The 25025-nt window shown below is 61.2% G+C and carries 21 protein-coding genes; 11 read left to right on the top strand and 10 right to left on the bottom strand.

What is annotated here, in order from left to right; genetic code table 11:
* Nucleotides 1–193: 193 nt before the first annotated feature.
* From accC to gcbA, 6 genes are all read right to left on the bottom strand, one after another.
* Nucleotides 194–1552, bottom strand: coding sequence for an acetyl-CoA carboxylase biotin carboxylase subunit (accC, locus tag ASD95_RS20810; RefSeq protein WP_056725293.1), 1359 nt, complete (start codon nt 1550–1552; stop codon nt 194–196).
* 17 nt (nt 1553–1569) lie between these two features.
* Nucleotides 1570–2034 carry an acetyl-CoA carboxylase biotin carboxyl carrier protein gene (gene accB / locus ASD95_RS20805; RefSeq protein WP_056725291.1) on the bottom strand — a complete coding sequence of 155 codons (465 nt, stop codon included), beginning with the start codon at nt 2032–2034 and terminating at the stop codon, nt 1570–1572.
* Nucleotides 2035–2082: 48 nt separating this feature from the next.
* A complete protein-coding gene (aroQ, locus tag ASD95_RS20800; RefSeq protein ID WP_056725289.1) occupies nt 2083–2535 on the bottom strand; it encodes a type II 3-dehydroquinate dehydratase in 453 nt (150 codons plus the stop codon).
* Between the two features lie 132 nt (nt 2536–2667).
* The gene (locus ASD95_RS20795; protein ID WP_056725287.1) at nt 2668–4413 is read right to left on the bottom strand and encodes a protein-disulfide reductase DsbD; all 1746 of its coding nucleotides are present in this window, start codon (nt 4411–4413) and stop codon (nt 2668–2670) included.
* 161 nt (nt 4414–4574) lie between these two features.
* The gene (locus ASD95_RS20790; protein WP_056725285.1) at nt 4575–6521 is read right to left on the bottom strand and encodes a methyl-accepting chemotaxis protein; all 1947 of its coding nucleotides are present in this window, start codon (nt 6519–6521) and stop codon (nt 4575–4577) included.
* Nucleotides 6522–6573: 52 nt separating this feature from the next.
* The gene (gcbA, locus tag ASD95_RS20785; protein WP_056725282.1) at nt 6574–8244 is read right to left on the bottom strand and encodes a diguanylate cyclase GcbA; all 1671 of its coding nucleotides are present in this window, start codon (nt 8242–8244) and stop codon (nt 6574–6576) included.
* A gap of 487 nt (nt 8245–8731) precedes the next feature.
* Between gcbA and ASD95_RS20780 the strand changes: the two genes are divergently transcribed.
* The 6 genes from ASD95_RS20780 to ASD95_RS20755 all read left to right on the top strand — a co-directional run bounded on the left by ASD95_RS20780 (nt 8732) and on the right by ASD95_RS20755 (nt 15494).
* On the top strand, nt 8732–9799 hold the full coding sequence (locus ASD95_RS20780; RefSeq protein ID WP_046039967.1) for a DUF2333 family protein: 1068 nt from the start codon (nt 8732–8734) through the stop codon (nt 9797–9799).
* Nucleotides 9800–9802: 3 nt separating this feature from the next.
* Nucleotides 9803–10360, top strand: coding sequence for an NUDIX hydrolase (locus ASD95_RS20775; RefSeq protein WP_056725280.1), 558 nt, complete (start codon nt 9803–9805; stop codon nt 10358–10360).
* A 280-nt stretch (nt 10361–10640) separates the two neighbouring features.
* Nucleotides 10641–11012 carry a translation initiation factor Sui1 gene (locus ASD95_RS20770; RefSeq protein ID WP_008053936.1) on the top strand — a complete coding sequence of 124 codons (372 nt, stop codon included), beginning with the start codon at nt 10641–10643 and terminating at the stop codon, nt 11010–11012.
* Nucleotides 11013–11231: 219 nt separating this feature from the next.
* On the top strand, nt 11232–13145 hold the full coding sequence (speA, locus tag ASD95_RS20765; RefSeq protein WP_056725278.1) for an arginine decarboxylase: 1914 nt from the start codon (nt 11232–11234) through the stop codon (nt 13143–13145).
* Between the two features lie 232 nt (nt 13146–13377).
* Complete coding sequence (locus ASD95_RS20760; protein ID WP_056725276.1) at nt 13378–14697, top strand: type VI secretion system Vgr family protein; 1320 nt, start codon at nt 13378–13380, stop codon at nt 14695–14697.
* The gene (locus ASD95_RS20755) at nt 14694–15494 is read left to right on the top strand and encodes a DUF4123 domain-containing protein (protein WP_056725274.1); all 801 of its coding nucleotides are present in this window, start codon (nt 14694–14696) and stop codon (nt 15492–15494) included. The genes ASD95_RS20760 and ASD95_RS20755 overlap by 4 nt, the downstream gene beginning before the upstream one ends.
* Nucleotides 15495–15526: 32 nt before the next feature.
* On the opposite strand, the gene ASD95_RS20750 is transcribed toward ASD95_RS20755, so the two are convergent.
* Together ASD95_RS20750 and ASD95_RS20745 are read right to left on the bottom strand one after the other, a co-directional pair.
* Nucleotides 15527–16876 carry an MATE family efflux transporter gene (locus ASD95_RS20750; RefSeq protein ID WP_056725272.1) on the bottom strand — a complete coding sequence of 450 codons (1350 nt, stop codon included), beginning with the start codon at nt 16874–16876 and terminating at the stop codon, nt 15527–15529.
* Nucleotides 16877–16973: 97 nt separating this feature from the next.
* On the bottom strand, nt 16974–17267 hold the full coding sequence (locus ASD95_RS20745) for a hypothetical protein (protein ID WP_056725270.1): 294 nt from the start codon (nt 17265–17267) through the stop codon (nt 16974–16976).
* Between the two features lie 156 nt (nt 17268–17423).
* Between ASD95_RS20745 and ASD95_RS20740 the strand changes: the two genes are divergently transcribed.
* From ASD95_RS20740 to ASD95_RS20720, 5 genes are all read left to right on the top strand, one after another.
* The gene (locus tag ASD95_RS20740; RefSeq protein ID WP_056725268.1) at nt 17424–17726 is read left to right on the top strand and encodes a MazG-like family protein; all 303 of its coding nucleotides are present in this window, start codon (nt 17424–17426) and stop codon (nt 17724–17726) included.
* On the top strand, nt 17726–18475 hold the full coding sequence (locus ASD95_RS20735) for a methyltransferase domain-containing protein (RefSeq protein WP_056725266.1): 750 nt from the start codon (nt 17726–17728) through the stop codon (nt 18473–18475). Before ASD95_RS20740 ends, ASD95_RS20735 begins: the two co-directional genes overlap by 1 nt.
* Before the next feature lie 12 nt (nt 18476–18487).
* Nucleotides 18488–19096, top strand: a complete 609-nt coding sequence (locus ASD95_RS20730) for a DUF4136 domain-containing protein (RefSeq protein WP_056725263.1) — start codon at nt 18488–18490, stop codon at nt 19094–19096.
* Between the two features lie 56 nt (nt 19097–19152).
* Entirely contained in the window at nt 19153–19716 is a 564-nt protein-coding gene (locus ASD95_RS20725; protein ID WP_056725261.1) for a DUF4136 domain-containing protein, read from the top strand.
* Between the two features lie 147 nt (nt 19717–19863).
* On the top strand, nt 19864–21846 hold the full coding sequence (locus ASD95_RS20720; RefSeq protein WP_056725259.1) for a pilus assembly protein TadG-related protein: 1983 nt from the start codon (nt 19864–19866) through the stop codon (nt 21844–21846).
* Here the strand turns inward: ASD95_RS20720 and ASD95_RS20715 are convergent.
* On the bottom strand, nt 21843–24584 hold the full coding sequence (locus ASD95_RS20715; RefSeq protein WP_056725257.1) for a PAS domain-containing sensor histidine kinase: 2742 nt from the start codon (nt 24582–24584) through the stop codon (nt 21843–21845). The genes ASD95_RS20720 and ASD95_RS20715 overlap by 4 nt on opposite strands.
* Nucleotides 24581–25021, bottom strand: a complete 441-nt coding sequence (locus ASD95_RS20710; RefSeq protein ID WP_056725254.1) for a TadE/TadG family type IV pilus assembly protein — start codon at nt 25019–25021, stop codon at nt 24581–24583. Before ASD95_RS20710 ends, ASD95_RS20715 begins: the two co-directional genes overlap by 4 nt.
* Nucleotides 25022–25025: the final 4 nt, after the last annotated feature.

Genomic DNA, 25025 nt, shown 5'->3' with positions numbered 1-25025 from the left:
GGGCTGCGAGAAGGACGCAAGTTTACGCGAGCGCGGGGCAGAAGACGACTATAGGGGTGAAGCAAAAAGATCGCAGCCTGCGGCAGCTCCTACAGGGGAACGCATTTCAAATGTAGGAGCTGCCGAAGGCTGCGATCTTTTGAACTTAAACAACAAAGCCGCCCGAAGGCGGCTTTGTCGATGGGGTCGAAGCTTAGTGCTTCTCGCCAGCCAGCTTGTGCTCGAGGTAGTGAATGTTCACGCCCCCTTTGCAGAAGCCTTCGTCGCGGGTCAGGTCGCGGTGCAGCGGGATGTTGGTCTTGATCCCGTCGACCACGATCTCGTCCAGCGCATTGCGCATGCGCGCCATGGCTTCGTCACGGGTTGCCCCGTAGGTGATCAGCTTGCCGATCAACGAGTCGTAGTTCGGCGGAACGGCATAACCACTGTACAGGTGCGAGTCGACGCGAACGCCGTTGCCGCCTGGGGCGTGGAAATGCTTGACCGTGCCCGGGCTCGGCATGAAGGTTTTCGGGTCTTCGGCGTTGATCCGGCATTCCAGCGCGTGCCCGCGGATGACCACGTCATCCTGGGTGAACGACAGCTTGTTGCCGGCGGCGATGCTCAGCATCTCCTTGACGATGTCGATGCCGGTGACCATTTCCGAAACCGGGTGCTCTACCTGGACACGAGTGTTCATCTCGATGAAGTAGAAGCGACCGTTTTCGTACAGGAACTCGAAAGTGCCAGCGCCCCGGTAGCCGATGTCGATGCAAGCCTTGACGCAGCGTGCGAGTACTTCCTCACGTGCGTTTTCGTCGATGCCCGGTGCTGGCGCTTCTTCGAGAACCTTCTGGTGACGGCGTTGCAGCGAGCAGTCGCGGTCGCCCAGATGGATAGCCTGGCCCTGGCCATCGGAAAGGACCTGGACTTCCACGTGACGCGGGTTGGTCAGGAATTTTTCCAGATAGACCATCGGGTTGCCGAACGCCGCGCCAGCTTCGGTACGGGTCAGTTTCGCGAAGGAGATCAGGTCTTCTTCTTTATGCACAACGCGCATGCCGCGACCACCGCCGCCGCCAGCGGCCTTGATGATCACCGGGTAACCGACTTCGCGACCAATGCGCAGAGCGGTTTCTTCGTCTTCCGGCAGCGGGCCGTCAGAGCCCGGAACAGTCGGAACGCCGGCAGCGATCATGGCGTGCTTGGCCGATACCTTGTCGCCCATCAGGCGAATGGTTTCGGCTTTCGGGCCAATGAACGCGAAGCCGGAGTTCTCGACCTGCTCGGCGAAGTCGGCGTTTTCCGCAAGGAAGCCGTAGCCCGGGTGAATGGCGGTAGCGCCAGTCACTTCGGCCGCGGCAATGATTGCCGGAATGTGCAGGTAGGAGTGGGCGGCCGATGCCGGACCGATGCAGACGGATTCGTCTGCCAGGCCCAGGTGCATCAGTTCCTTGTCGGCCTTGGAGTAAACGGCGACGGTCTTGATGCCCATCTCTTTGCAGGCGCGCAGGATCCGCAGGGCGATCTCACCGCGGTTGGCGATCAGAACTTTTTCCAACTTCGCAGTCATCAAAGGCTCTCCGCGGTTCAAACGATGGTGAACAGCGGTTGGTCGTACTCAACCGGCTGGCCGTCTTCGACGAGGATGGATTCGATCACACCGCTGGTTTCAGCTTCGATGTGGTTCATCATCTTCATGGCTTCAACGATGCACAGGGTGTCGCCTTTCTTCACGGTCTGGCCGACTTCGACGAAGGACGGCGAGCTTGGCGAAGACTTGCGATAGAAAGTACCGACCATCGGCGAACGGGCAACGGTGCCGTTCAGTGCTGGCGCGGCGGCGGCAACAGGTGCGGCAGCGGCAGCCGGAGCGGCGGCAGCGACAGGCGCGGGGGCCGGAGCGTGCATTGGAGCTGGCGCGTAGTACTGCTGAGCCGGGGTCTTGCTATGACGGCTGATGCGTACGGACTCTTCGCCTTCCTTGATCTCGAGCTCGTCGATGCCGGACTCTTCCAGCAATTCGATCAGTTTCTTAACTTTACGGATATCCATGAATCATCAACTCCCAAGGGTCGGTCAGGGGCGTTTAACGCTTGTTGTTCAAGCTGTTGCCTGTATTTGAAGCTGCTCTAGGGCGGCCTCCAGGGCCAGTCGATAACCGCTGGCGCCAAGGCCGCAGATCACTCCCACCGCTACGTCGGAGAAGTAAGAGTGATGGCGGAAAGGTTCGCGTTTGTGCACGTTAGACAAATGCACTTCGATGAATGGGATGCTCACCGCCAGCAGCGCGTCACGTAATGCGACACTTGTATGTGTAAAAGCTGCTGGGTTGATCAGAATGAAGTCCACGCCTTCGCTGCGGGCAGCGTGGATGCGGTCGATCAATTCGTACTCGGCGTTGCTTTGCAGGTGCAGCAAATGGTGACCACCTTCGCGGGCACGGCGTTCCAGGTCCTGGTTGATCTGAGCCAGCGTCGTGGCGCCATAGGTGCCCGGTTCACGAGTGCCGAGCAGGTTCAGGTTGGGTCCGTGCAGAACGAGTAACGTCGCCATCGGCGGTTCCTATGTTATCTGTGAGCAATTGTCAGAACCCGGCGACTATGCCGCAAAGCCTTTGTGACTGTCCAGTTCTCTGCAATAGCCAGCACGATGACCGATGTTTGCGCGAAATATATGACTGCTTGATTAAATTTGGTCATTCGCCCTGGCAACACGTTCGGCGAAGTCCCTGGCGTTGATCTCGCCGATCACCCGAACATCGGCGCGTTCGACACCGTCCTTGCCAAAAAACATCAGGGCCGGTGGCCCGAACAACTGGTAACGGTCGAGCAGGGCGCGTTGCTCGGCGTTGCTGGCGGTGATGTCGAAGCGAATAAGCCGGTAGCCCTTGAGGCGTTCGATGACGACAGGGTCGTCCAGCACCTCACGCTCGATGACTTTGCAGCTTATGCACCAGTCGGCGTACCAGTCGAGCAGCAGCGGTGTGCCGGATGCGCGTGCGTCGGCGAGTGCTCGGTCCAGATCGGCCGGCGTGCTGACGGTTTGCCAGGTGCTGGCGTTTTGCGCGAGGCCGTTGTTGGCAACGATACGGGGCTGGCCGATCGGGTTGAGCGGGTCGGTCTGGCCGCTGAAGGCGCCGTACCAGCAGGCCAGTGCGTAAAACAGCAGGAACATGCCGAGCAATTGGCCCAGGCGTTTGCGCGGTGGTTTATAGACGAACTCCAGCGCTCCCATGAACAGGCCGACGCCGCCGGCCAGCAAACCGATGAGCAACAAGGTGACCTGACCCGGCAAGACGCGGCTGAGCAGGCCGACGGCCAACCCGAGCAACAACACGCCAATCGCGTTTTTCACGTAGACCAGCCACGGACCGCTTTTCGGCAGCCAGGCTGCGCCACCGGTGGCCACCAGCAACAGCGGAGCGCCCATGCCGAGGCCGAGCATGAACAGTTTCAAGCCGCCGCCCAAGGCATCGCCACTGGCGCTGATGTACAGCAGCGCGCCGGCCAATGGCGCCGAAACACAGGGTGAGACCAGCAAGCTGGAGACCACGCCCAACACTGCGGCGCCCCACAATGACCCGCCTTCGGTGCGGCCGGCGATGCGGTCCAGGCGACTGCTGATGGCGTGCGGCAACTTGAGCTCGAACACGCCGAACATTGCCAGGGCAAACACGGCGAAAAACATCGCGAACGGCACCAACACCCAGGCCGACTGCAGTCGCGCCTGCAGATTGAGTTGGGCACCGAACAGGCCCATCAGGGCTCCGAGCAGGGCAAAGCAGGCGGCCATTGGCAGCACATAGGCCAGCGACAGATTGAAGCCGCGCCAGCCACCGACCTGACCGCGCAGTACCACGCCGGACAGGATCGGCAGCATGGGCAGCACGCATGGCGTGAACGTCAGGCCCAGGCCCGCGAGGAAAAACAGCGCCAGTTCGCGCCAGCTCCATGGATAAACCGTCGCCGGAGCGCCGCTGCCGTCGATACTCAGGCGCTCGGTTTCCGGTGGATAGCACAGGCCTTTGTCGGCGCATCCCTGATAGGTCACGACCAGGGTGAAGGCGCGTTGGTCGGTGCGCGGCAACTCGACGTCGAGAATGCCGTGATAGACCTCGACATCGCCGAAGTATTCATCGTGCTTTTTCTGACCGTCGGGCAGTTTCGCCGCTCCGAGGGCGACATCGGCCGGATCGGCGCGAAATTGAAAGCGGTGGCGGTAGAGGTAATAACCTTCGGTGGCGACGAAACGCAGCTTTATCGATTGCGGCGTGCTCTCTACCAGGCTCAGCCGGAAAGCTTCGCGCACCGGCAGGAAGTCGGCGCTGTTGTTGATCGAGCCCAAGGTGGAGTTGGGTCGGTTCTCCAGCAAGCCAGTGGCGCTGGCCGGCAGGGCGAACACTAAAAACAGCAGGCAAAGCAAACGGCGCATGACGATCTCGCGTATCGGAATTGGGGGGATGATAGCTGAGAGAGCATGGTCACATCGAACTGCGTAGGAGCTGCCGAAGGCTGCGATCTTTTGATCTTGCTCTTGAGAGGCAAAGTCAAAAGATCGCAGCCTTCGGCAGCTCCTACAGTGAAAGCGATTTATCAGACGCGAAAAGCCTGAACGGCCGTATGCAATCGCCCACCCAGCACCAGCAAATTCTCCCCTTGCTCACGCCCTTGGCCAATGCGCAGCAGGTTATCCCCGCCCAGCTGGTGAATCCGCTCACTGTGGTCCCGGATTTCGCTGACAGCGCCGCTTTGCTGGGCGGTGACATCAGCAATGCGTACCGCCGTGGCGGAAATGGTCTGGATCGCCCCCACGATCTTATCCAGTGCCCCATCCGCGGCCTGGGCCTGGCCGGCGGTCGCTTCGGCATGTGCGACCTGGGCGCGCATGCCTTCCACCGATTGCCGCGCGGCGGTTTGCAGTCCTGCGATCAGCGTCTGGATTTCTGCCGTGGCCCCGGCGGTACGTTGCGCCAGTGAGCGCACCTCTTCGGCCACCACTGCAAAGCCTCGGCCCATTTCCCCGGCCCGGGCCGCCTCGATGGCGGCGTTCAAGGCCAGCAGGTTGGTCTGGTCGGCAATCGAGCGGATCACCGTCAGCACGCCGCCGATGGTGGCCGACTCTTCAGCCAGGTGCTCAATCATTTGCGCATTGCCTTGCACTTCATCCACCAGCGCATGCAGACCCGTGAGGCTCAGGCCGATGACTTTCTGTCCGTGCTCCACGGCCAGGCCGGCGTGGCGGCTGGCGTCGGCGGCCTGGCTGGCATCGCCGGCGACTTGTTGAATGGTCGCTTCCAGTTCGCTGAGGGAGTCGCGGATCAGTGCCGTGTCACCGGCCTGATGCTCGGCACCGTCGTGCAGGTCGTTGCTCAGGTCGGCCAGGGTGCGGCTGCTGTCGGCCACCTGCTCGGCGTTGCGGCGAATGGTCCCCACCAGGTCCACCAGATAGGCGCGCAAGCGGTTGAGGGAGGCTTCAATGTCATGCAATTCGCGGTTGGTGCTGCCCAGTTGAATGTCGCGGCTGAAGTCGCCTTCGGCCCAGGTCGAGAGGGCCGGGGCGAGGTTGGTCAGGGTTCGGGCGAGTTTGCGCTGCAGGGTGTCGATCAGCAGGGCGATCAACAGAATCAAGCTGATCATCACGCCTTGCATCACCCGCACTTCACCCTGGATCTGCCCGTGCTGGGCGCGTACTACCGGTTCCAGCCCGGCAATGGCCTGTTGCACGTCGGCGATTTTCAGGTGGGTCGCCGCGCTGAGGTCGGCGCGCTTCTGGATTTGATCGCGGGTGCGCGAAAGCTCGGCCGGGTAGCGGGTGAGCAGGCTGTTGAGCTCACGCTTGAGGCCCACGCCGGCATCTTCGGCAACGGTTTTTTCCGTGTTCTCAAGGCCCATCATCGAGGCGAAATCGTCGGTGTTCGATTCGCTGCTGGTGGCTACGCCGAGCAAAGGCAGGGCGTCCAGTTTTTCAGCCTGGGTGCGGATGTTGGTCACTTCGCGTTCGACATCGGAGGCCAGTTCACTGCGGCCGCTGCTGACCAGTTTGTCACGGGCCAGGGACAATTTGCCCAGGTGTTGCGATGCGGTGAGCAGCGGCGTCAAGTAAGCCGCATTGCCGCTGGCGTACTGGCTGAGTTGATCGAGACTGGCGCCCAGTTCCCGCTCGGCCTGCAGCAGCAAGGCCTGCGGATCGCCTGCCAGCTTGCCGGCGGCCAGCAGGTCGGTCTTGCTGAATTCTTCAAGGGTCCAAAGGCTTGGGCGTAACGCCTCGGCCAGGGCCGGTGGCAATTCGCCGAGTTCTTTTTGCAGGCTGTCGATGCCTTGGGCGGCAGTGCTCAGGCGCAACGCGTCGCCGCTGCCCAGGTAATCCTCGACACTGCGGACGACGTCATTGTGAAATTGCTGCGACAGGCCCAGGTAGCGCTCCATTAATAGATACGGACGCTCAAGGGCTTTCTGCGACCACCACAGCGTAGCGCCGAGGGCCACGCACACGGCCACCAGAAGGAGGGTATTGAGATTGGTCAGCAGCTTCAGGCGCATCACGGACTACCAACGGCAGAAATGGTAAGCGCCTGAAGTTATTGCGTTTCTGTTACAGGCTTATGACCGTATCGGTCGATTCCGATAAAAAAGTGGCACTTTGCTTTGATGTCCGGGCCGCCTGGACGCGATTGCGTCCGCCGTGTTTGGCGCGGTACAGCGCTTCGTCCGCCTGGCTGGCCATCATCAGGCTGTCGGAGCTTTCGCAAAGCTCAACCACTCCGGCGCTGAAGGTGCACCACAGATCCTCGGGTTGCGCGGGGTAGTGAATCTCGGCAAAGCGCTGACGGATTTCATCGAGCACGTTGTAGGCCGCTTCGATATCGGTGTCCGGCATGACGATGGCGAATTCTTCGCCACCGTAGCGGCCGATGAAGTCGGTTTTGCGCAGGCGTTGCTTGAGAAACAGCGCCAGGCTCTTGATCACCCGGTCGCCCATGGGGTGGCCGTGGCTGTCGTTGACCCGTTTGAAGTGGTCGATGTCGAGCATGGCAAAGCTCAGCGGCTTGCTTTCGCGGCGGGCGCGGAACGAGCAGTCTTCGAGCAATTGCAGGATGTGCGTGTGGTTGTACAACCCGGTGAGGCTGTCGCGGACCATCCGTGCCTTGAGGTTGCGTGCCCGGGCCGCACGATTGCGCACGGTGGTGATCAGGTGCCGGGGCTTGATCGGTTTGGTCAGGAAGTCATCGCCGCCTTCGCTCATGGCGTCGAGTTGTTTGTCCAGGTCGTCTTCGGCTGACAGGTAAATGATCGGCACGCTGACGTAACGGTCGTTATGGCGAATGACCTTGGCCAGTTCCGTACCGGTGCAGGCCGGCATGTACATGTCGAGGATGATCAGGTCCGGCTGGAAATCCGCCAGTTCGGCCATCGCCTGGATTGGCTCGATCAAGGTGCGGGTGACGATCCCTGCGCTGTTGAGCAAGCGCTCGGTGTGCAAGGCCTGGGCGCGGGAGTCGTCGATGATCAGTACTTTATAAGGCTCGTACTGGGCGACGCAGGTCAGGACCTCGATCTTCTCCAGCAGGCTCGACGCTTCGAGGGTGCCGGTGAGGAATTCCTGGCCGCCGGCGCGCACGGCTGCCAGGCGGGTCGGAGTGTCGGTTTCGTGCAGGCTGAAGAACAGCAGTGGCAGTTGATGATCGAGGCCTTCCTGGGCTTCGGCGGCCAGTTTCAGGCCGACGCCGGTGCCACTGAAGTCCACGTCCATGACAATCGCCGCCGGCAGGCGCTCGACCATCGATGAGCGAAACGCGTCTACGCTGTCCAGGGACTGGGCGCTGAGGCCGAAGAATTCCAGTTGCTTGGCCAGGCGCTCGGCACGGTCGTGATCCTGCAGCATCACGTAGATGGGCTTGCGCAGCGGCGGCAGGAAGGTTTGATCGAGTTGGTCGCCATGGCGCAGGCCGGTGCGTGACAGGCGCTGCATCAAGCGATTGAGATCGGTGATCAGGCCGCTGCTCAGGCGTCCGCGATTGGCGTCGACTGCCTCAAGGGACTGACCGATGTAGCGTGCCAGTTGCGTGTGTTCCGGTTGTTCGAAGCGCTCGGCGAAACGCAGCAGGCGCAGATTGGCCTCGCTCAGTTCCGAAAGGTCGGCGGTGGACCACTCACTGCGTTGCAGGCGCTGCCATATCTCAAGAATCTGACGAGCCTGATGAATTACCCGCTGGGCAAAGTGGTGCTTGAGGCGCTCGCGGCTGGGATCTTCTGGCTCGGTCATATCCTGACTACTAGTTAGGGTGCACACTGAGGTCGAGTGGTGGCTCTATGCTAGCACCACTTATCCATTGCATGAGTGCTGTACGTCAATAATCTGCAATGTGACTTCATTCAGTTTGTGACTGATCGGTCTTGTTCGAGTCTTTCAAGTCGCGGTTCGCAAGGGGCATAGTGCTTGAATCAGGGCACTTGGCGGGTGCGGGGCGGAAATGGGCGAGCAGCTGACAACTGGTCATTGATGATTTTTTACCGGTGCTGATCGGTCTGGTTTTTTGGATTTCAGAGGGTCGGGGATTCCCTTAGGGTGGCAATCCAAACCATTAGGGGGGGATTTCGATGGTCGCGACGTCGTCGGCTGCACAGGTACTCCTTTGATCTGCAAGCCCGGTAATTTTTCGCATCGGTGCGATGGCGGGTGCCGGGCCAAGGCACGTTGTTGTATGGTTGTGGTCGAACCGTTGAACTCAAGAGCTTGAAAGGAAATCGCCATGCTGGACTGGAAGAACCGCACAGACAGTGCGCCTGAACGTGCCGCTGAACCGAAGTCGGAGACCCGCAGTTATCTGGGTGGTCTGTTGTTCAGCCGGGCGCTGGCCACTCTGCTGGGCATCTACCTGTTGGTGGCGAGTGTCCTGGGCTGGTACTGGAGCCAGGAGCCGGCGCTGTTCCCGGTCCAGCAAACCGCGCAACTGGCGGCCGAGAAAGAAGGCAAGCAGATGGTCGTCGGCTACACCACGGTGGAAACCCTCAAGACCGTCGCCGGCACCTTGCTGACCAAGCCAGGCGGCTATATTTCCAACGACCGATTCCCGCCAGGCCTGTGGATGGACAACATGCCGAGCTGGGAATATGGCGTGCTGGTGCAGGTCCGTGACCTGAGCCGGGCACTGCGTAAAGACTTCGCCCGTTCGCAGTCGCAGTCGGCTGAAGACGCTGACCTGGCCAAGGCCGAGCCGCGTTTCAACTTCGACAACAAGAGCTGGGTGCTGCCATCCAGTGAGTCCGAGTACCAGGAAGGCATTAATTCCCTGAGCCGCTATCAGGCGCGCCTGTCCGATCCAAACCAGAAGAGCGCGTTGTTCTATGCCCGCGCCGACAACCTGAACAACTGGCTGGGTGACGTCGGCACCCGTCTGGGCTCGCTGTCGCAACGGCTGTCGGCCAGTGTGGGCCGGGTCAAGCTCAACACTGCGCTGAAAACCGAGGTGGTGACGCCGGGTGTGGCGCCGCAAGTCGATGAGGAAATCGTCGAAACCCCATGGCTGCAGATCGACAACGTGTTCTACGAAGCTCGCGGCCAGGCCTGGGCCTTGTCGCACTTGTTGCGCGCCATCGAAGTCGACTTCGCCGATGTGCTGGCCAAGAAGAACGCCACGGTCAGCGTGCGCCAGATCATTCGTGAACTGGAAGCGTCGCAGGAGCCGGTGTGGAGCCCGATGATCCTCAACGGCAGCGGCTTCGGCGTATTGGCCAACCACTCGCTGGTCATGGCCAACTACATTTCCCGGGCCAACGCCGCGGTGATCGATTTGCGCCAATTGCTCAATCAGGGCTGAGTCATGGTCGATAACGCCAGGGAAGCCGCGCACCGTGCGGCCTCCGATGCCGAACAGATCGCCTGGGTCGACGAACAGGACAACCTGCTCGGAGCCCTGGTCCGTTCCGATTTGCGCGAGCGCGGGCTGATCGGGCGCGGCACCTACATTATGTTGTTCAACTCCGCTGGCGAACTGTGCGTACACCGACGCACCCTGAGCAAGGCGATCTATCCCGGTTACTGGGACGTGGCGGCGGGGGGCATGGTGCTCGCCAGTGAAACCTACGCCGAGTCGGCGGCAAGGGAGCTGGAGGAAGAGCTGGGCGTAAGTGGCGTGGAGCTGACTGCCCATGACCACTTTTTCTTCGAGGACACCGGCAATCGCCTGTGGTGTTCGGCGTTTTCAGCGGTATGGGACGGACCGTTGATCCTGCAACCCGAAGAGGTGCTCGAAGCGCGCTTTATCCCCGTCGATCAGGTCATGCTGGAAATCGAGCAAAAGCCTTATTGCCCGGACTCTCTGGCAGCGTTGAAGCGCTATTTGCGCTCACGCCGGATCGACGTCGCAAAACAGCTATAAATTGGCGCCGATTGGCTCTTAGCAATCGGCGTTTTTGCCGTTACACTGCGCGACCTTTTCAAGCTGAACCGGCATTGCCCGTTGTAGGAGCTGCCGCAGGCTGCGATCTTTTGACTTTGCTTTCGCGTCGAAATCAAAAGATCGCAGCCTCGTTGCACTCGTCAGCTCCTACAAAGAGTCGTACCGTTTCAGTAGCGCTGCCCCTGCCTGAGTGGGGCTTCGCGGTCGATAGCCTTCCCAAGTGCTGCGACCAGTCTTTGTCCTCCGAAGAGGATTGCCGGTGGCCAAAAAAGCCGCATCCTTCGCCGCCTTGGGCGGCCTGGTATTTTCCACCGACGCAGGTCGTCATTGCCCGGAATGCAGTAAGCCGGTGGACGCCTGCATCTGCAAACAGACCGTTATCCCGGCCGGCGACGGCATCGCTCGCGTGCGTCGCGAAAGCAAGGGCCGTGGCGGCAAGACGGTGACCACCATCACCGGCGTGCCGTTGGCTGAAGACGCGCTCAAGGACCTGGCCACGACGTTGAAGAAACGTTGCGGTACCGGTGGGGCGCTGAAAGACGGTGTCATCGAAATCCAGGGCGATCATGTCGAGCTACTCTTGGCAGAACTGATCAAGCTCGGTTTCAAGGCGAAGAAGTCCGGCGGCTAGCAGCCTCTGTGAAAACCACCTGCGGCTTGATCCGGTCCTGATGACATTCAGGTCCGGCATAGTCTACATGGTTTTCACAGAGCCTGTTCATGACCGGTATCTAAACTCACTGCGGTCGGCGGGGTCTATTGCCTCGTTGACGAACCGTCATTTTCATTCTTTAGACTGCGCCGGCCTGAACCCAGGCGACGCACTATGACTTCTTTATAGGGGACTTCGATGTCCGTACGACGCACACGCAAAGACGATGGCAGCCAATGGACAGTTGCGGACAGCCGCAGTGTTTACGGGATTCGCCATTGGGGGGCCGGGTATTTCGCGATCAATGACGCCGGTCGCGTCGAAGTTCGTCCGAACGGTCCGAGCAGCTCGCCTATCGACCTGTACGAGCAAGTCGACCAGCTGCGCAAAAGCGGCCTGTCCTTGCCGTTGCTGGTCCGTTTCCCGGACATCCTGCAAGACCGCGTGCGTCAGCTGACCGGCGCGTTCGATTCGAACATCGAGCGTCTGGAATACCAGAGCAAATACACCGCGCTGTACCCAATCAAGGTGAACCAGCAGGAAGCGGTGATCGAGAACATCATCGCTACCCAGAACGTTTCCATCGGCCTGGAAGCCGGCTCCAAGCCTGAGCTGCTGGCAGTGCTGGCATTGGCGCCGAAGGGCGGCACCATTGTCTGCAACGGCTATAAGGACCGCGAATTCATTCGCCTGGCGTTGATGGGCCAGAAGCTCGGCCACAACGTGTTCATCGTGATCGAGAAAGAATCCGAAGTCGGCCTGGTGATCGAAGAAGCCAACTCGCTCAAGGTCAAGCCGCAGGTCGGCCTGCGCGTGCGCCTGTCATCCCTGGCCTCGAGCAAGTGGGCGGACACCGGCGGCGAGAAATCCAAGTTCGGTCTGTCGGCGGCGCAACTGCTGTCGGTGGTCGAGCGTTTCCGTGCGGCCGGCCTGGACCAGGGCATTCGCCTGCTGCACTTCCACATGGGTTCGCAGATCGCCAACCTGGCGGACTACCAGCACGGCTTCAAGGAAGCGATCCGTTACTACGGCGAGTTGCGCAACCTTGGCCTGCCGGTGGACCACATCGACGTCGGCGGTGGCCTGGGCGTTGACTACGACGGTACGCACTCGCGTAACGCCAGTTCGATCAACTACGACATGGACGATTACGCCGGTGTCGTGGTCGGGATGCTCAAGGAGTTCTGCGATGCGCAGAGCCTGCCGCACCCGAATATCTTCTCCGAAAGCGGCCGTTCCCTGACCGCGCACCACGCCATGCTGGTGATCCAGGTGACCGACGTCGAGAAACACAACGACGACGTGCCGCAGATCGAGAACAAGGAAGCGCTGCCGGAAACCGTGCAGTGGCTGGTGGACCTGCTGGGTCCGACCGACATCGAAATGGTTACCGAAACCTACTGGCGCGCCACACACTACATGAGTGATGTTGCCTCCCAGTACGCCGACGGAAAGCTGACCCTGGCCGAGAAAGCCCTGGCCGAGCAATGCTACTTCGCTGTTTGCCGTCGCCTGCACAACTCGTTGAAGGCACGCCAGCGTTCCCACCGCCAGGTGCTGGACGAACTCAACGACAAGCTGGCCGACAAGTACATCTGCAACTTCTCGGTGTTCCAGAGCCTGCCGGACACCTGGGCCATCGACCAGGTCCTGCCGATCATCCCGCTGCACCGTCTCGACGAAGAGCCGTTGCGTCGCGCGGTGCTGCAAGACCTGACCTGTGACTCCGACGGCAAGATCAACCAGTACGTCGACGAGCAGAGCATCGAGACCAGTTTGCCGGTGCATGCCCTGAAGGAAGGCGAGGACTACCTGTTGGGTGTGTTCCTGGTCGGTGCCTACCAGGAAATTCTTGGCGACATGCACAACCTGTTCGGTGACACCGACTCGGTGAACATCTACCAGAACGCCGACGGCAGCGTGTACCACGCCGGTATCGAAACCCACGACACCATCGAAGACATGCTGCGTTACGTGCACTTGTCCCCGGAAGAACTGATGACCCACTACCGCGACAAGTGCGCCAGTGCCCGCATCAGCGCCACCGAGCGAACGCAGTTCCTCGATGCCTTGCGTCTGGGGCTGACCCGTTCGTCTTACCTGTCTTCCTGAGGTAAGGGGCACGCTCATCAGGTTGTCTGAAAATTTTCCGTTCGCTGCGGAAATTTCAGATGACCTGGTGCGGCAATTCTTCTATTCCAGACGAAATTTCCAGCATCTTCGACAACCCAGCGCATTTGGTCTTCTTTTCGCGTAGGTTATTTCCTAATTTGTATTTCGGCACTCTACTCGGCCATGTCTCTCAGCGAGAATCCCCGGCCGCCCCTCCTGTAGAGAAACGCCGATGTTCAATCCAGTCAGCGAACCTTCATTTCGTCTGGATGTAGCAGGTCTGCCCGACTCCTTAGAGGTCCTGGCCTTTACCGGCAGAGAAGCCATCAGCGAGCCGTTCGTGTTCGACCTGAATCTGCTGATCGATGACCCGGAGCTTGACCTTGCCAGTTTGCTGTACCGCCCGGCCTCCCTGCATTTCGGGCCAGCCGAAAGTCACGTGCATGGACAATTGCATGAAATCGTCCAGCGCGATCACGCCTCGGCACCCCGGCTCTGTCAGGTGCGCCTGGGGCCAAGACTGGCTTGCCTGGCCCAGCGTTTCAGCCAACGAATCTTCAGCGCCCGTTCAGTGCCACAAATCCTCGACCAGGTGCTCAAGGAGCACGGCATTACCGGCATGGATCGACGCCTGGAACTAAGCGGCGAATACCCACCCCGGGATTTTTGCACGCAATATCGAGAGTCAGACCTGCAATTTCTCCAGCGACTGTGCGCCCGGGAAGGGCTTCACTACCACTTCGAACACGGGGCCCGCCGGCACTGTGTGGTGTTTGGCGATGACCGGCAGCATTTTCCAACCGGCGAACCTGCGGTATTGCGCGGCGAAGGCGAACGGCCGGCGGTGCGGCAGTTCGAACGCCAGCGCCGCGGTGGAACAGCGCTGCAGAGTGCCGAATGCCGGACGGACCTGACGACCTTGCGCAGCGGTCGGTTGATGCCGTTGTCCGGTCACCCGGCTGCCGATTGCAATCGGCTCTGGTTGCTGACCCACGTTGAGCATTGGGGCAGCCAGGATACAACGACGCCCTACTACAATCAGGCCCGTACCCTGCAGTGGCCGGCACCCATCGAGCCGCCCTGTGCGACGGTCCAACCAAGGATGCATGGCCCGCAACGGGCGTGGGTGGTCGAGGTCGATGAGCCCGGCCCCGACCCGGCAAGGCCGGTACCGGTGCAATTCGACTGGCTTTATCAGGGCGAAGGTGCGGCGCCCAGTCATTGCTGGCTGCCCTTGGCCAGGCAGTTGCAGGCCTCGACGTTATCGCCGTTGCGGGAAGGAACTGAGCTGGTCGTGAGTTTTTTCGAGGGCGATCCCGATCAACCGCAGATAACCGGGGTGCTGCATGCGCCGGCAACGGTTGAAGCGGTGGACGCTGTCACCCCCGAGCCGGGCTGCACCCATCATGAGGGCGTGGAGCAATGGTTGCGTTCGGGGGAGCCATTGCTGATGTTGTGCCTGCTACCCGGTGGCGGCAGTTTCAACCATTGCGCACAGGCTTTGTGTACCTGTCGTCTGGCGACGCAGCTTGGCCAGAGCTCTGGAGCATGATCGCCACATGCACGCCCGAGGCGCCCCCGCAGTGGCTGTTGCTGGATGTGCCGGGCACGCCGCAGGCGGGTGTCACACTTCGGCAGATGTTTGCCCAGGCCCGATGCTTCGGGTTGTTCGAAGGTACGGAGTGGCATGCGCTGCATGAACAGGGGCCGGTCCTGGTCGATCTGCACACCTGCCCGGCACTGGCCGATTTATGCTTCGTCGACGGACAACGCTGGCCCGGATTGCTGATGCACAGTGAAGCCGGCACTGCGTTGTTGCTGGCGCATTTGCGACGCATGCTCACGGTCACGCTTGGTCTGCACCGGGCCCTTTTGAATTACTACAACCCAATCACGGCCAGCTATTTTTTCGATGCCTGCGATGCCGTTGAGCTGAGTCGCTGGCTAGGGCCTATCCACCAGTTACGCTGGTTCGGCGGTAGTTGGGGCGACCGCGCGATGGGATGTCAGGGCTGGCAGCGCTTGTCCAACCCGGGGTTGGCGGTCAGCCCGTTGGCCGTCGAGGAAAGTCTAAGCGCCGGGCAGCAGGAAAAACTGCAAACCTGCCTGCTCGAACAGCATGCCTGGCGCTGGAACCGATCCACCGGTGTCGATTTCCTTCGTCTGTGGACCTATGTGCAGGAAGGGCTGGCGCTGGCTTTCAGCGAGCGCCCGGTACTTGATGGCTGGATATGGCTACGCCTGCAGCACCCCGATGCCGTGCCCATGCAGCCGCTGCCGGGCGGGACTCAACAGGAGCGACTCGATAGCCTGCGTCGGCTGTGGCAGAACGAACCACCCTGGCCGTGAGGGCCGAAATTGATTGCCGGGGCCGCGCCCGATCAGTGAATGCTGCCGGCGAACCAGCCATCGTTTCGGCGCAGGCGCCAGGCGATCACACCGAGGGTCAGACTGCGCAACAGCATGAACAACAGAAAGGTTATCCACAGGCCATGGTTGTCTCCGCCTTGCAGCGCCCAGCCGAAGGGCACTACCAGCGCTACGGTGAGCAGCATGCCGTTGCGCATTTCCCGGGCGCGGGTGGCGCCGATGAACAGGCCGTCGAGCAGGTAACTCCAGACGGCAATCAGCGGCAGTACGGCGAGGTAGGGCAGATAGATGAAGGCGGTGTCGCGCACACTTTGAATGTCGGTCTGCATCTCGATGAACAGATGCCCGGCGAACAGAAACAGCGCGGCAAAGCCCAGGCTTGCCAGCAACGACCAGCCACCGGCCACCACCAATGAACGGCGCAGGGCATCGCGGTCACGGGCGCCAAGCGCATGTCCGCACAGGGCTTCGACGGCGTGGGCCAGGCCATCGAGGGCGTGGGCGGTCAGCAGCAGACCATTGAGCAAAAGAGCGTTGGCCGCGACCGTGGCGTCGCCCAGTCGTGCGCCTTGCACCGTGATCAGGAAGAACACCGATTGCAGCGCCAGGCTGCGGATGAAGATGTCGCGGTTGACCGCCAGCAGTGGCCGCCAACTCTGCCACAGCGCCAATGCTGCCCAGACGATATGGCCGGGGTAGGCGCGCAGGGCTTTGCGGGTCATCAGCAAGCCAATCAGTGCACCGGTCCATTCGGCAATCACCGAGGCCCTGGCCGCACCGACAACGCCCCATTCCAGGCCGAGGACGAACCACAGGTTCAGGGCAATGTTGACCAGGTTGGTGCTCAGCAGAATCGCCAGGGGCGCCCGGGCGTTCTGGGTGCCGAGAAACCAGCCGACCAGTGCATAACTGGCGAGCGCTGCCGGCAGGCCGAACAGGCGGGTGTGGAAGAACTCGCGGGTCAGTTGATCGAGCTCCGCCGACGGTTGCATGAAGTGCAACGCGACCCCGCTCAAAGGCACGCCCACCGCCCCCAGGACCACGGCCAGGCCAATGGCGAGCAGCAGGCCCTGCAAGAGAATCTGCCGCAAGGCCGCGCCATCCCCGCGCCCGGCCGCCTGGGCGGCGAACCCGGTGGAGCCCATGCGCAGAAAGCCCATGGCCCAGGCGAGGAAGGTGTACAGACTGGCCCCGACCGCGACGGCGCCGAGTTGGTGGGCATGAGGCAGGTGACCGATGACGGTGCTGTCGACCAATGCCACCAGCGGTACGGAAATGTTTGAAAGAATCATCGGCGCAGCGAGCGCCCAGACCCGGCGATGGGTAGGGCGGTCGCGCCAGTCGGCGGTCAGGTTGGACATGCAGGCTCCTTGGGGGAGCGGGCATTGTAGCGGCACATCGAGAGCAAACCGCGATCAAATGTGGGAGCGGGTTTGCTCCCACAGGTGTCCAGTGGTGTCAGTGGATGATCCAGCTGAGCAACCAAAGCCCCAGCACCAACCAGATGATCCCCATGATGAACGATGCATTGAGAAAGGCGCGGATCGCCGACCACAGCAGTATCAGCCCGAGGATCAAGGTCACGATGCTGATGACCGAGGTATCCATGCCCAGCGCCTGGGACAGGCCTTCGACAAAATTGCTGCTGGCGTTGCTCAACAGATTGAACAGCCCGCTGAGGGCATCAACGATGAAGCGGATGATCGAGCCGAGTACCTGGCCGAGCCATTCGGAAAAACCTTCTACCTGCATGGAGTGAACGTCCTGATTAAAGAGAATTGAGTCTTGGGCTGTCGATCATGCTGCCGAGTTCCCACAAGCATAGAGGGTTGCACGCAGAGCGTGCACCTTCTGCCCCTTGCCTTCACCTGTGATCCCCCCGAAGCTATACGCCTTCAGGAGAGCCCGATGAACCTTGTTGAACTGACCGAACGCCTGCACGCCATCCGTGACCGCAATGACTGGCGGCAATTTCACAGCCCGAAAAACCTGGCCATGGCCGCGAGCGTGGAAATGTCCGAGCTGGTGGAAATTTTCCAGTGGCTGACCGAAGACCAGTCACGCCAGTTACCGGCGGACAAACTCGCCCACGTCGGGCAGGAAGTCGGTGATATCGTGCTTTATCTGTTGCTGTTGTGCAGCGAGCTGGGCCTGGACATGGAAGCCGTGGTGCGCAGCAAACTGGCGGACAGCGAACGGAGGTTCAGCTGATGAGCGACCGTCATTTCGATCAACTGGCGACCCGTTTCGCCGAAAAAATCTACGGTGGTGCCAAAGGCGCGATCCGTCTCGCGGTGTTGCAGGCCGACCTGACCGAAATCCTGCCCGACCGGCCGCTGCGCGTGCTGGACATCGGCGCCGGCCTTGGCCACATGTCGTTGTGGCTGGCCCAGCGCGGCCATCAGGTGACCCTCGCCGAGCCCGCCGAGCCGATGCTTGAAGGCGCCCGCCAGCGCTTTGCCGAAGCCGGGCAGAGCGCCACGTTCATTCAGGCACCGTGGCAGGAGCTGCTCGGGCAGCTCACCGAGCCCTACGACCTGGTGCTGTGCCACGCCGTGCTGGAATGGCTGGCCGAACCCCACGCCATCCTGCCGGTGCTGCATCAACTGACCAAGGCCGACGGCTGGCTGTCCCTGGCGTTCTATAACCGCGACGCGCTGATTTATCGCAACTTGCTCAAGGGCCATTTCCGCAAGATGCGCAAGAACGACATGGCCGGTGAAAAGCAGAGCCTGACCCCGCAACAGCCCCTTGATCCGCGCGAGCTGGCGGCGCAACTTGAAGGTCTGTGGAAGGTCGAAACCATGAGTGGCGTGCGGGTTTTCCACGATTACATGCCAGTGGAGTTCCAGGCCCGCGCCGAGCTGGCGGACCTGCTGGAAATGGAACTGGCCCACCGTCGTCATCCGGGCTTTGCCGGGCTTGGGCGATATTTGCACTGGATCTGTCGGCCTGTCTGATCGGAGCACGCAATGAAAAGTCATTCAGGTGTGCTGGTGTTCTGCCTGGGGCTGGCGGCCTGTCAGGGCAGCAACCCCTATGTCGCCACGTCCAACCCATTGCCACCGGCGCCGCCCCAGGCCGCCAAGACCTTTGACCGCAGCGCTTACCCGGCAGCCCCCCGTGACTATGGGCGCTACCGCAGTTGGGCGTGGCTCGACGGGCATTTGCCACCGGGCACCGCCTGGGCCGACTCGGCGCAGATCGCCGAAGCGGTCAGCAATGCGCTGGATCAACGCGGCTTGCGCCCGCTGCACGATAATCGACCGGCCGACCTGTTTGTCAGCGCCGACCTGCGGATGGAAACCCGCTTGCGCCAGGTTCAGGACGACTATTACGGCGGCGGTTATGGTGGCTACAACGGCTATGGCCCTGGATATGGCGGGTACGCCACTGTACCGGTCGTTCGTACCTATCAGGAGCAAGTCGTAGTGGTTCAGGTGGATATGTATGACGCCAGGAGCGGCCAGCCGGTGTGGAGCGCCAGCGCTGAAACCGGTAACCGGGGCAGCGAAAGCGAGCGGGCCGATGCCATACGGCAGGCTGTGGAAAAGGCAATGTCGGCGTATCCTCCCAGTTAGCTTCTTATCGAATAAGAAGCATTTCGCAGGATCATGCCTTCAACCGGAGACTCATCATGTTCCGCCGTTTTGTTTTACTGGCAGTGGCCGCGCTACTCAGTGCCTGCGCCGCCAACCAGGTCAATCATGACTTCGACGCCAGCCGCGACTTTGCTGCCTATCGCAGCTGGACCTGGAAAGAGCCCGCCCTGCAATACCGTCCCGATGATCCACGGATCAAGAGCGACCTGACCGAACAGCGCGTCCGTCAGGCGGTTGCCGATCAACTGGATCAGCGCGGTCTGCGCCCGGCCGCCGCAGGCGCCAAGGGCGATTTGAATGTACAGACCTACCTGATTGTCGAAGAGCGGCAACAACAGGTGACCACCAATTACGGCGGCGGCTGGGGTAACCCGTGGTATGGCTACTACGGCGCCCCCATGTATAACGAAACCCGCAACGTCAGCTACAAAGTGGCGACCATCCAGATCGACCTGCTCGATGGCAAGGACGGCAAGCTGGTGTGGCGTGGCAGTGACGAACAGATACTCAGCCGCACGCCGAACCCGACCGATCGTCGCGATGCCATCTGGGAAACGGTCACGCGGATATTGGCTAACTACCCACCGCACGCATCCTAGAATCAGTCAGCCCCTGAACCCCTGTGCCTCACAGGGGTTTTTTATTGCCTGAAGTGGCAAGTTGCCAGCAGTCTCGGCCGCCCTTGTCTACACTGCTTTTCACCAACGGAGGTTGCGCCCGGCCGTGCGCCGGCAAAGGAGTGCGCCATGTCTCCCCGCCTGCAGTTTTGCGGCCCGGCCCGGCAACGGGGGGCGATCGGCTTGATGGCTGCATTGACCCTGACTCTGGCGTTGGCATTCATGTTGTTGGTGGTCGATACCGGCAGGCTGTATCTGGAAAAACGCAGTTTGCAGCGCGTGGCAGACATGGCCGCCCTTGAGGCTGCCACCAGGGGGGGAGACTGTTCCGGCGGCTCAACCGCTAACACCTATGCCACGGCCAGCGCGCAACGAAATGGTTTCGCCATTCCCTCCACTGGACGCGTACTGGCTGTGGCGTGTGGTGCGCTGACCCTGGATGCCAACAACCTTCGGGTATTCGCTGCCGACCCAAGCAAAAGCGAGGCTATCCGGGTTATTGCCAGCCATGTCGTGCAACAGAGTATTGCCGGCGGCATCGGCGCGTTGGCCGGCGGCGCACCGGCGGGTTCAACGCTGACGCTGAGCGCTACGGCGGTCGCTGCGTTGCCGCCTCCCCTGGCTTCATTGACGATCCGCAGTGCGGTCCTGACCTTTGATACCAGCAAGGCCGCCATTACCAGTCTGCTTTTCGGAGGGTTGCTGGGAGGCAACGTCAGTATCAGTGCGGCGGGCTGGAACGGGTTGGTCAATACCGACATCAGCCTGCTCGGCTACCTCAACCGGTTGAAAATCGACCTCGGCCTGACTGCGGTTGGCTACGATCAGGTACTGGGTAATACGATCAATGTCAGCCAGTTGATCCAGACCGCCATCAACGTACTGGACCCCAACGGCACACTTGGAGCATCTGCAACCATTGTCAGCCTGCAAGCGTTGAAGGTGGCAGCGGGTACGACGTCCGTTGTGCTGGGTAACATGTTGCATGTTGAAAGCGGCACCGACATTTCGACCCTTGCCGTGAACCTCAAAGCCTTCGATCTGATTGAAGGGTTTGTACAACTGGCCAACAAGAAGAATGCCGCGGTCGCGACCTTGCCGATCAACATCGCTGGCCTGGCGCAGATCACGGCACGGGTGCAGGTGATGGAGCCCCCGCAACTGTCGGCCATCGGCAATCCAAAAAACGCGGCATTGGCCCCTTTGGGCCCCAACCGCATCTATGTACGCACGGCTCAGGTCAAGACGTTGTTGTCGATCAACCTGCCCGTGATGGACGCCATCACGCCTCTGGTCAACGCTGTCATCGATCTCGCTTCACCCCTGGCCAATATCCTGAACTCATTGTTTGATTGGGACCTGGTGGGCGTTGTCAACGAATTGACCTGCGCGGTGCTCGTGCCGTGCGACACGCCGGAAATCAAGCTGTTGCCACCTCCGATACGCATCGACGTGGCCCTGGAGGCGGCCGGTGCCTGGAGTTATGTCACGGCTTACAGTTGTGTGAGTACGACGAACAAAAGCCTGACGACCAGCACCACCACCACGCTGATCGGTTTGAAGATCGGGCAGATCAATCCCGCCGATGTGTTTGGCTCACCCACTGTTCCACCCAGCAACCACGTCAATCCCCTGAAGGTCATCGACATCGGCGTGCAGACCTGCAAGCGGCTGCTGATCCTGTCCCTGACCTGCTACAACCATCAGCCCGGTGTTGGCGGCAGCATCGATCTCATGGTCAACACTGCGGTTGCCCAAAATGCCAACATCCCCCACGTCTATTCCGCACCGGCGGCTGCCAACCTGCCGGAGATCAATCAGCCACCGTTTTACTACGCCTTTACCACGACCAACATCGTCAACAGCCTGAACACCACTGTGAGTAACCTTGGTGTGAACATGTATGGGCCGTCGGGCAGCATCGTGGGAGGCTTGGGCAGTATTTTGAGTGAGGTCACGACTGCGTTGGTCAATGCGATCAATACGGTACTCAGCCCGTTACTGGATACGCTGATCAATACGTTGCTGGCGAGCCTGGGGATCGACCTGGACAAAGTCGAAGTGGGTGCCAACCTCAGTTGTCATTCGGGTCGAGCGGCGCTGGTGATCTAGTCCGGCGTCACAATCGGCAGTTCGATGCAGAAACGCGCACCTTCGCTGGTGTTTTGCACGCTCAGTTTTCCGCCCATGTGCTCGACGATGCCGTAGCTTACCGAGAGCCCCAGACCGGTGCCGACACCCACCGGTTTGGTGGTGAAGAACGGCTCGAAAATCCGCTCCAGCAAACGCGGGTCGATTCCGCCGCCGTTGTCCTCGACCCACAGGCGTACCGAGTGCGTATCCCGTTCGGTATACAGCGAAATCCACGGTTTGAAATCGGGGTTGGCCTCGCGCTTGCCGAGCAATGCATCACGGGCGTTGACCATCAGGTTGATCAGCACCTGCTCAAGCTGATCGACGTAGCCGCGCACCAGCACTTCAAAACCGGTCTCGCTGATGCGCAGGTCGACGCCTTTGCCGCGCATTCCTTCGGACAACAGCGCCAGCGTGCCTTCGATGGCCTTGGCCGGGTTGAACGGCTGCTGCTCGATTTCCGAACGGCGGCCGAACACCCGCATGTGGTCCACCACCCGCGCGGCGCGCTGCACCTGGGTGTCGATGCGAGTGAGCTTGTCGATCAGGTAATCGACTTGTACATCACCGTTATTGAGGCGCTTGAGTACGTTGACGATGGCCATGCGCATGACGTTCAGCGGCTGGTTGATCTCATGGGCCAGGCCGGTGGCCATTTCACCGAGGGTGGCCATTTTCGCGCTTTGTGTGAGCTGCTGCTGCGAGCGCCGCACCTCGGTGTTGTCGCGCCCCACGGCCTGGACCTCGAGCAACCGGCCCTGTTCATCGAACACCCCGCGATCGGACCAGACCCACCAGGCGTGTTCGCGGCCGGGCAGTTGCAGGTTGATCTCGGCGGTACTGACCGGAAATTCGGGGCTCAACTGGTCCAGCCGTCGAGTGAATGCCTCGCGCTGTTCCCTGGACATCCAGTTGCCCAGATTCATCCCCGGCAATTGCTCGGGCGCCAATTCCAGGTAGGTGGCCAACGGGCGGTTGCCGAAGGTCAGCGTCAGATCCGGCTGGTAGCGGCAGATCATCGCCGGCGAGTCTTCCACCAGAATCCGGTAGCGTTCTTCACTTTGCCTGACCTGTTCAGTGGCCTGGGTCGCTTCGGTGATATCCAGCCACAGACCCACGGCTTCCACCGGCAAGCCGAGGTCGTCGCGCAACAACTTCGCTTCGTCCAGCAGCCAGTGATAGTCGCCGCGACTGTCGCGCAACCGATAGCGGGCGCGCACCGAGCCTTCACGCAGCAACAGCCGCGTGCGCTCGAAATACTGCGGGCGGTCGTCGGGATGTACCCGTTCAACCAACGCCCCGGGCGCACAGTCGGCGAGGGTCCAGCCGAGCAGTGGCAACAGGCTGTCGCTGAAGAACACCGGTTGCAACACACCTTCGACATAGCGCTGTACGTAAATCACCGCCGGAGAGCTGGCGATCAGATTGTCCAGGCGTGCGCGGGCGGCGGCGGCGATCTGCTCCTGGTTCTTTATGTCGCTGATGTCGAGCATGAAACCCACCAGCCGACGGTTTTTCCCCGCGCCCAGGGCCTGGCCTTGCAGGCGATACCAGATGGGTTCGGGCGCATTGTAGGGGCGATACAGGCGCACACACAGCAGCAGGGGAATGCCCTGCGTCTGCAAGTCTTTCAGGCGCATGCGCAGCTCTTCGCGGTCGACGGGATACACCTGTTCGAGCCAGTCCTGCACGGATAAACGCGATGTTCCAAGGTTCAGGGTGGTGACCAGCGAAGGCGCCAACTGAACCTCGTCGCTGTCGCTGAAGACTTCCCACCAGCCTGTTCCCAGCAAGGCTTGCAGCGATTCCAGGCGTTCCAGTTGCAGATGATGCCGATGCTCGCGCAGGCGCCCGAGCAAGGGGCTGGCGAGCGCGGCGGTGATTTGCAGCCAGTCGCGTTCCGTGACATCGGGGGCGCGTTGTTGCGCCGTGAAGAAACCGCACAGCAACCAGGCAACCACCCCTTGCGCATCGTGATAAGGCACGGCGAAGCCATCGGTATTGCCGAACGTGCCCTGCAGGCGCGGGTGTTCGCGCGGGGTCAGGTGCTGCGGTGCGGAGCCGCTCAGACTGTCCAGCCCCGTGCCCAGGCGTTGACCGTTTTGCCAAAGTTGCGCTGCATCAAGGGCCGCGTAGTGCTGGTAAATTTGCCAACCCTGTTCTTGCTCATCGAGCAAGGCCAGGGCAATGCACGGGATCTGAAAGCGCTGGGCCAGGCTTTGCAGTTGTTCGGCCAGCATCTCGGGCAGGCGAGTCAGGCTACACAGGCGCAACTGTCCGGCGATTTGCAGCGCCAGCACCTGGCATTGTTCGCGGTTGCGCGATTGCCGGCGTTCGAGCAGCAAGTCACCGATGTCCAGCATCTGCAACAGCCAGGCATCGGCCAAGGGTTGCACCCAGCCGCGCAAATGTAGCGGCGGACCGTTGAGGCTGCAGAAGTCCAGGTCCAGGGTTTGTCCCTGCCAGTCCGCTGGCGAGCCTTCGATGACGAGGCTGCTGTGGGGCAACAGGAAGTCGAGCAGGTGCGGTGCCTGTGCGCTGGGGGGATGCTGGGCCAGCAAGTGCCGCAGCGGACCGCTCAATTGAACGACACGCCCCTCGGCATTGAGCTGCATCTGCAATCCGAAGCTGTGCACCTGCAGTGCCTCCGGCGGCTCCGGTGGCGGCGGCGGGTGTCGGTGGAGCAGGCGCCCGAACAATTTGTCCCCGGCACTCAAAATTGCAGGCTCGCACTGGCCGTGAGGGTCGCCGGCAGATTGGGTACCTGACCGATGCCGGGCAGGTTCAGGAACGGGATGACGGCGCTGATTTTATTGGTGGGGTAACTGATGCGCACTGTCAGCAAGCCGCCCACATAAGTGACGGTGGCATCAGTGGCGACATTGAAGTTCAGGGCCGGCGCAATCCAGGCCGTTTGCGTGGTCAGCTCCGTCTTGGCGCGGGCGATCAGCGCGGCACTGTAACCCGGGGTGGCCGGGTCCAGCGCCACGCTGCGGCGTACGGCTTCGGCGGTCGACTGGTTGAATGACTGCATCAACAGCAGCGGCAGGCTGTAGCTGATGATGCCGTAGAACACGCCAAAAAAAATGATGAACACCAAGGCGAATTCAATTGCGGCGGCACCTTTTTGTTTGTGGGGGAGGCTGGCTTTCATGAGT

This window comes from Pseudomonas sp. Root71 (assembly GCF_001429045.1).
Classification (GTDB): Bacteria; Pseudomonadota; Gammaproteobacteria; order Pseudomonadales; family Pseudomonadaceae; genus Aquipseudomonas; species Aquipseudomonas monachiensis.
Note: the sequence above shows the minus strand (reverse complement) of the source record. Positions and strands in the feature narration are given on the sequence as shown.

Coding starts and splice junctions, on each gene's coding strand:
- accC (WP_056725293.1), bottom strand. CDS start 1,552: ATGACTGCGAAGTTGGAAAAAGTTCTGATCGCCAACCGCGGTGAGATC.
- accB (WP_056725291.1), bottom strand. CDS start 2,034: ATGGATATCCGTAAAGTTAAGAAACTGATCGAATTGCTGGAAGAGTCC.
- aroQ (WP_056725289.1), bottom strand. CDS start 2,535: ATGGCGACGTTACTCGTTCTGCACGGACCCAACCTGAACCTGCTCGGC.
- ASD95_RS20795 (WP_056725287.1), bottom strand. CDS start 4,413: ATGCGCCGTTTGCTTTGCCTGCTGTTTTTAGTGTTCGCCCTGCCGGCC.
- ASD95_RS20790 (WP_056725285.1), bottom strand. CDS start 6,521: ATGCGCCTGAAGCTGCTGACCAATCTCAATACCCTCCTTCTGGTGGCC.
- gcbA (WP_056725282.1), bottom strand. CDS start 8,244: ATGACCGAGCCAGAAGATCCCAGCCGCGAGCGCCTCAAGCACCACTTT.
- ASD95_RS20780 (WP_046039967.1), top strand. CDS start 8,732: ATGCTGGACTGGAAGAACCGCACAGACAGTGCGCCTGAACGTGCCGCT.
- ASD95_RS20775 (WP_056725280.1), top strand. CDS start 9,803: ATGGTCGATAACGCCAGGGAAGCCGCGCACCGTGCGGCCTCCGATGCC.
- speA (WP_056725278.1), top strand. CDS start 11,232: ATGTCCGTACGACGCACACGCAAAGACGATGGCAGCCAATGGACAGTT.
- ASD95_RS20760 (WP_056725276.1), top strand. CDS start 13,378: ATGTTCAATCCAGTCAGCGAACCTTCATTTCGTCTGGATGTAGCAGGT.
- ASD95_RS20755 (WP_056725274.1), top strand. CDS start 14,694: ATGATCGCCACATGCACGCCCGAGGCGCCCCCGCAGTGGCTGTTGCTG.
- ASD95_RS20750 (WP_056725272.1), bottom strand. CDS start 16,876: ATGTCCAACCTGACCGCCGACTGGCGCGACCGCCCTACCCATCGCCGG.
- ASD95_RS20745 (WP_056725270.1), bottom strand. CDS start 17,267: ATGCAGGTAGAAGGTTTTTCCGAATGGCTCGGCCAGGTACTCGGCTCG.
- ASD95_RS20740 (WP_056725268.1), top strand. CDS start 17,424: ATGAACCTTGTTGAACTGACCGAACGCCTGCACGCCATCCGTGACCGC.
- ASD95_RS20735 (WP_056725266.1), top strand. CDS start 17,726: ATGAGCGACCGTCATTTCGATCAACTGGCGACCCGTTTCGCCGAAAAA.
- ASD95_RS20730 (WP_056725263.1), top strand. CDS start 18,488: ATGAAAAGTCATTCAGGTGTGCTGGTGTTCTGCCTGGGGCTGGCGGCC.
- ASD95_RS20725 (WP_056725261.1), top strand. CDS start 19,153: ATGTTCCGCCGTTTTGTTTTACTGGCAGTGGCCGCGCTACTCAGTGCC.
- ASD95_RS20720 (WP_056725259.1), top strand. CDS start 19,864: ATGTCTCCCCGCCTGCAGTTTTGCGGCCCGGCCCGGCAACGGGGGGCG.
- ASD95_RS20710 (WP_056725254.1), bottom strand. CDS start 25,021: ATGAAAGCCAGCCTCCCCCACAAACAAAAAGGTGCCGCCGCAATTGAA.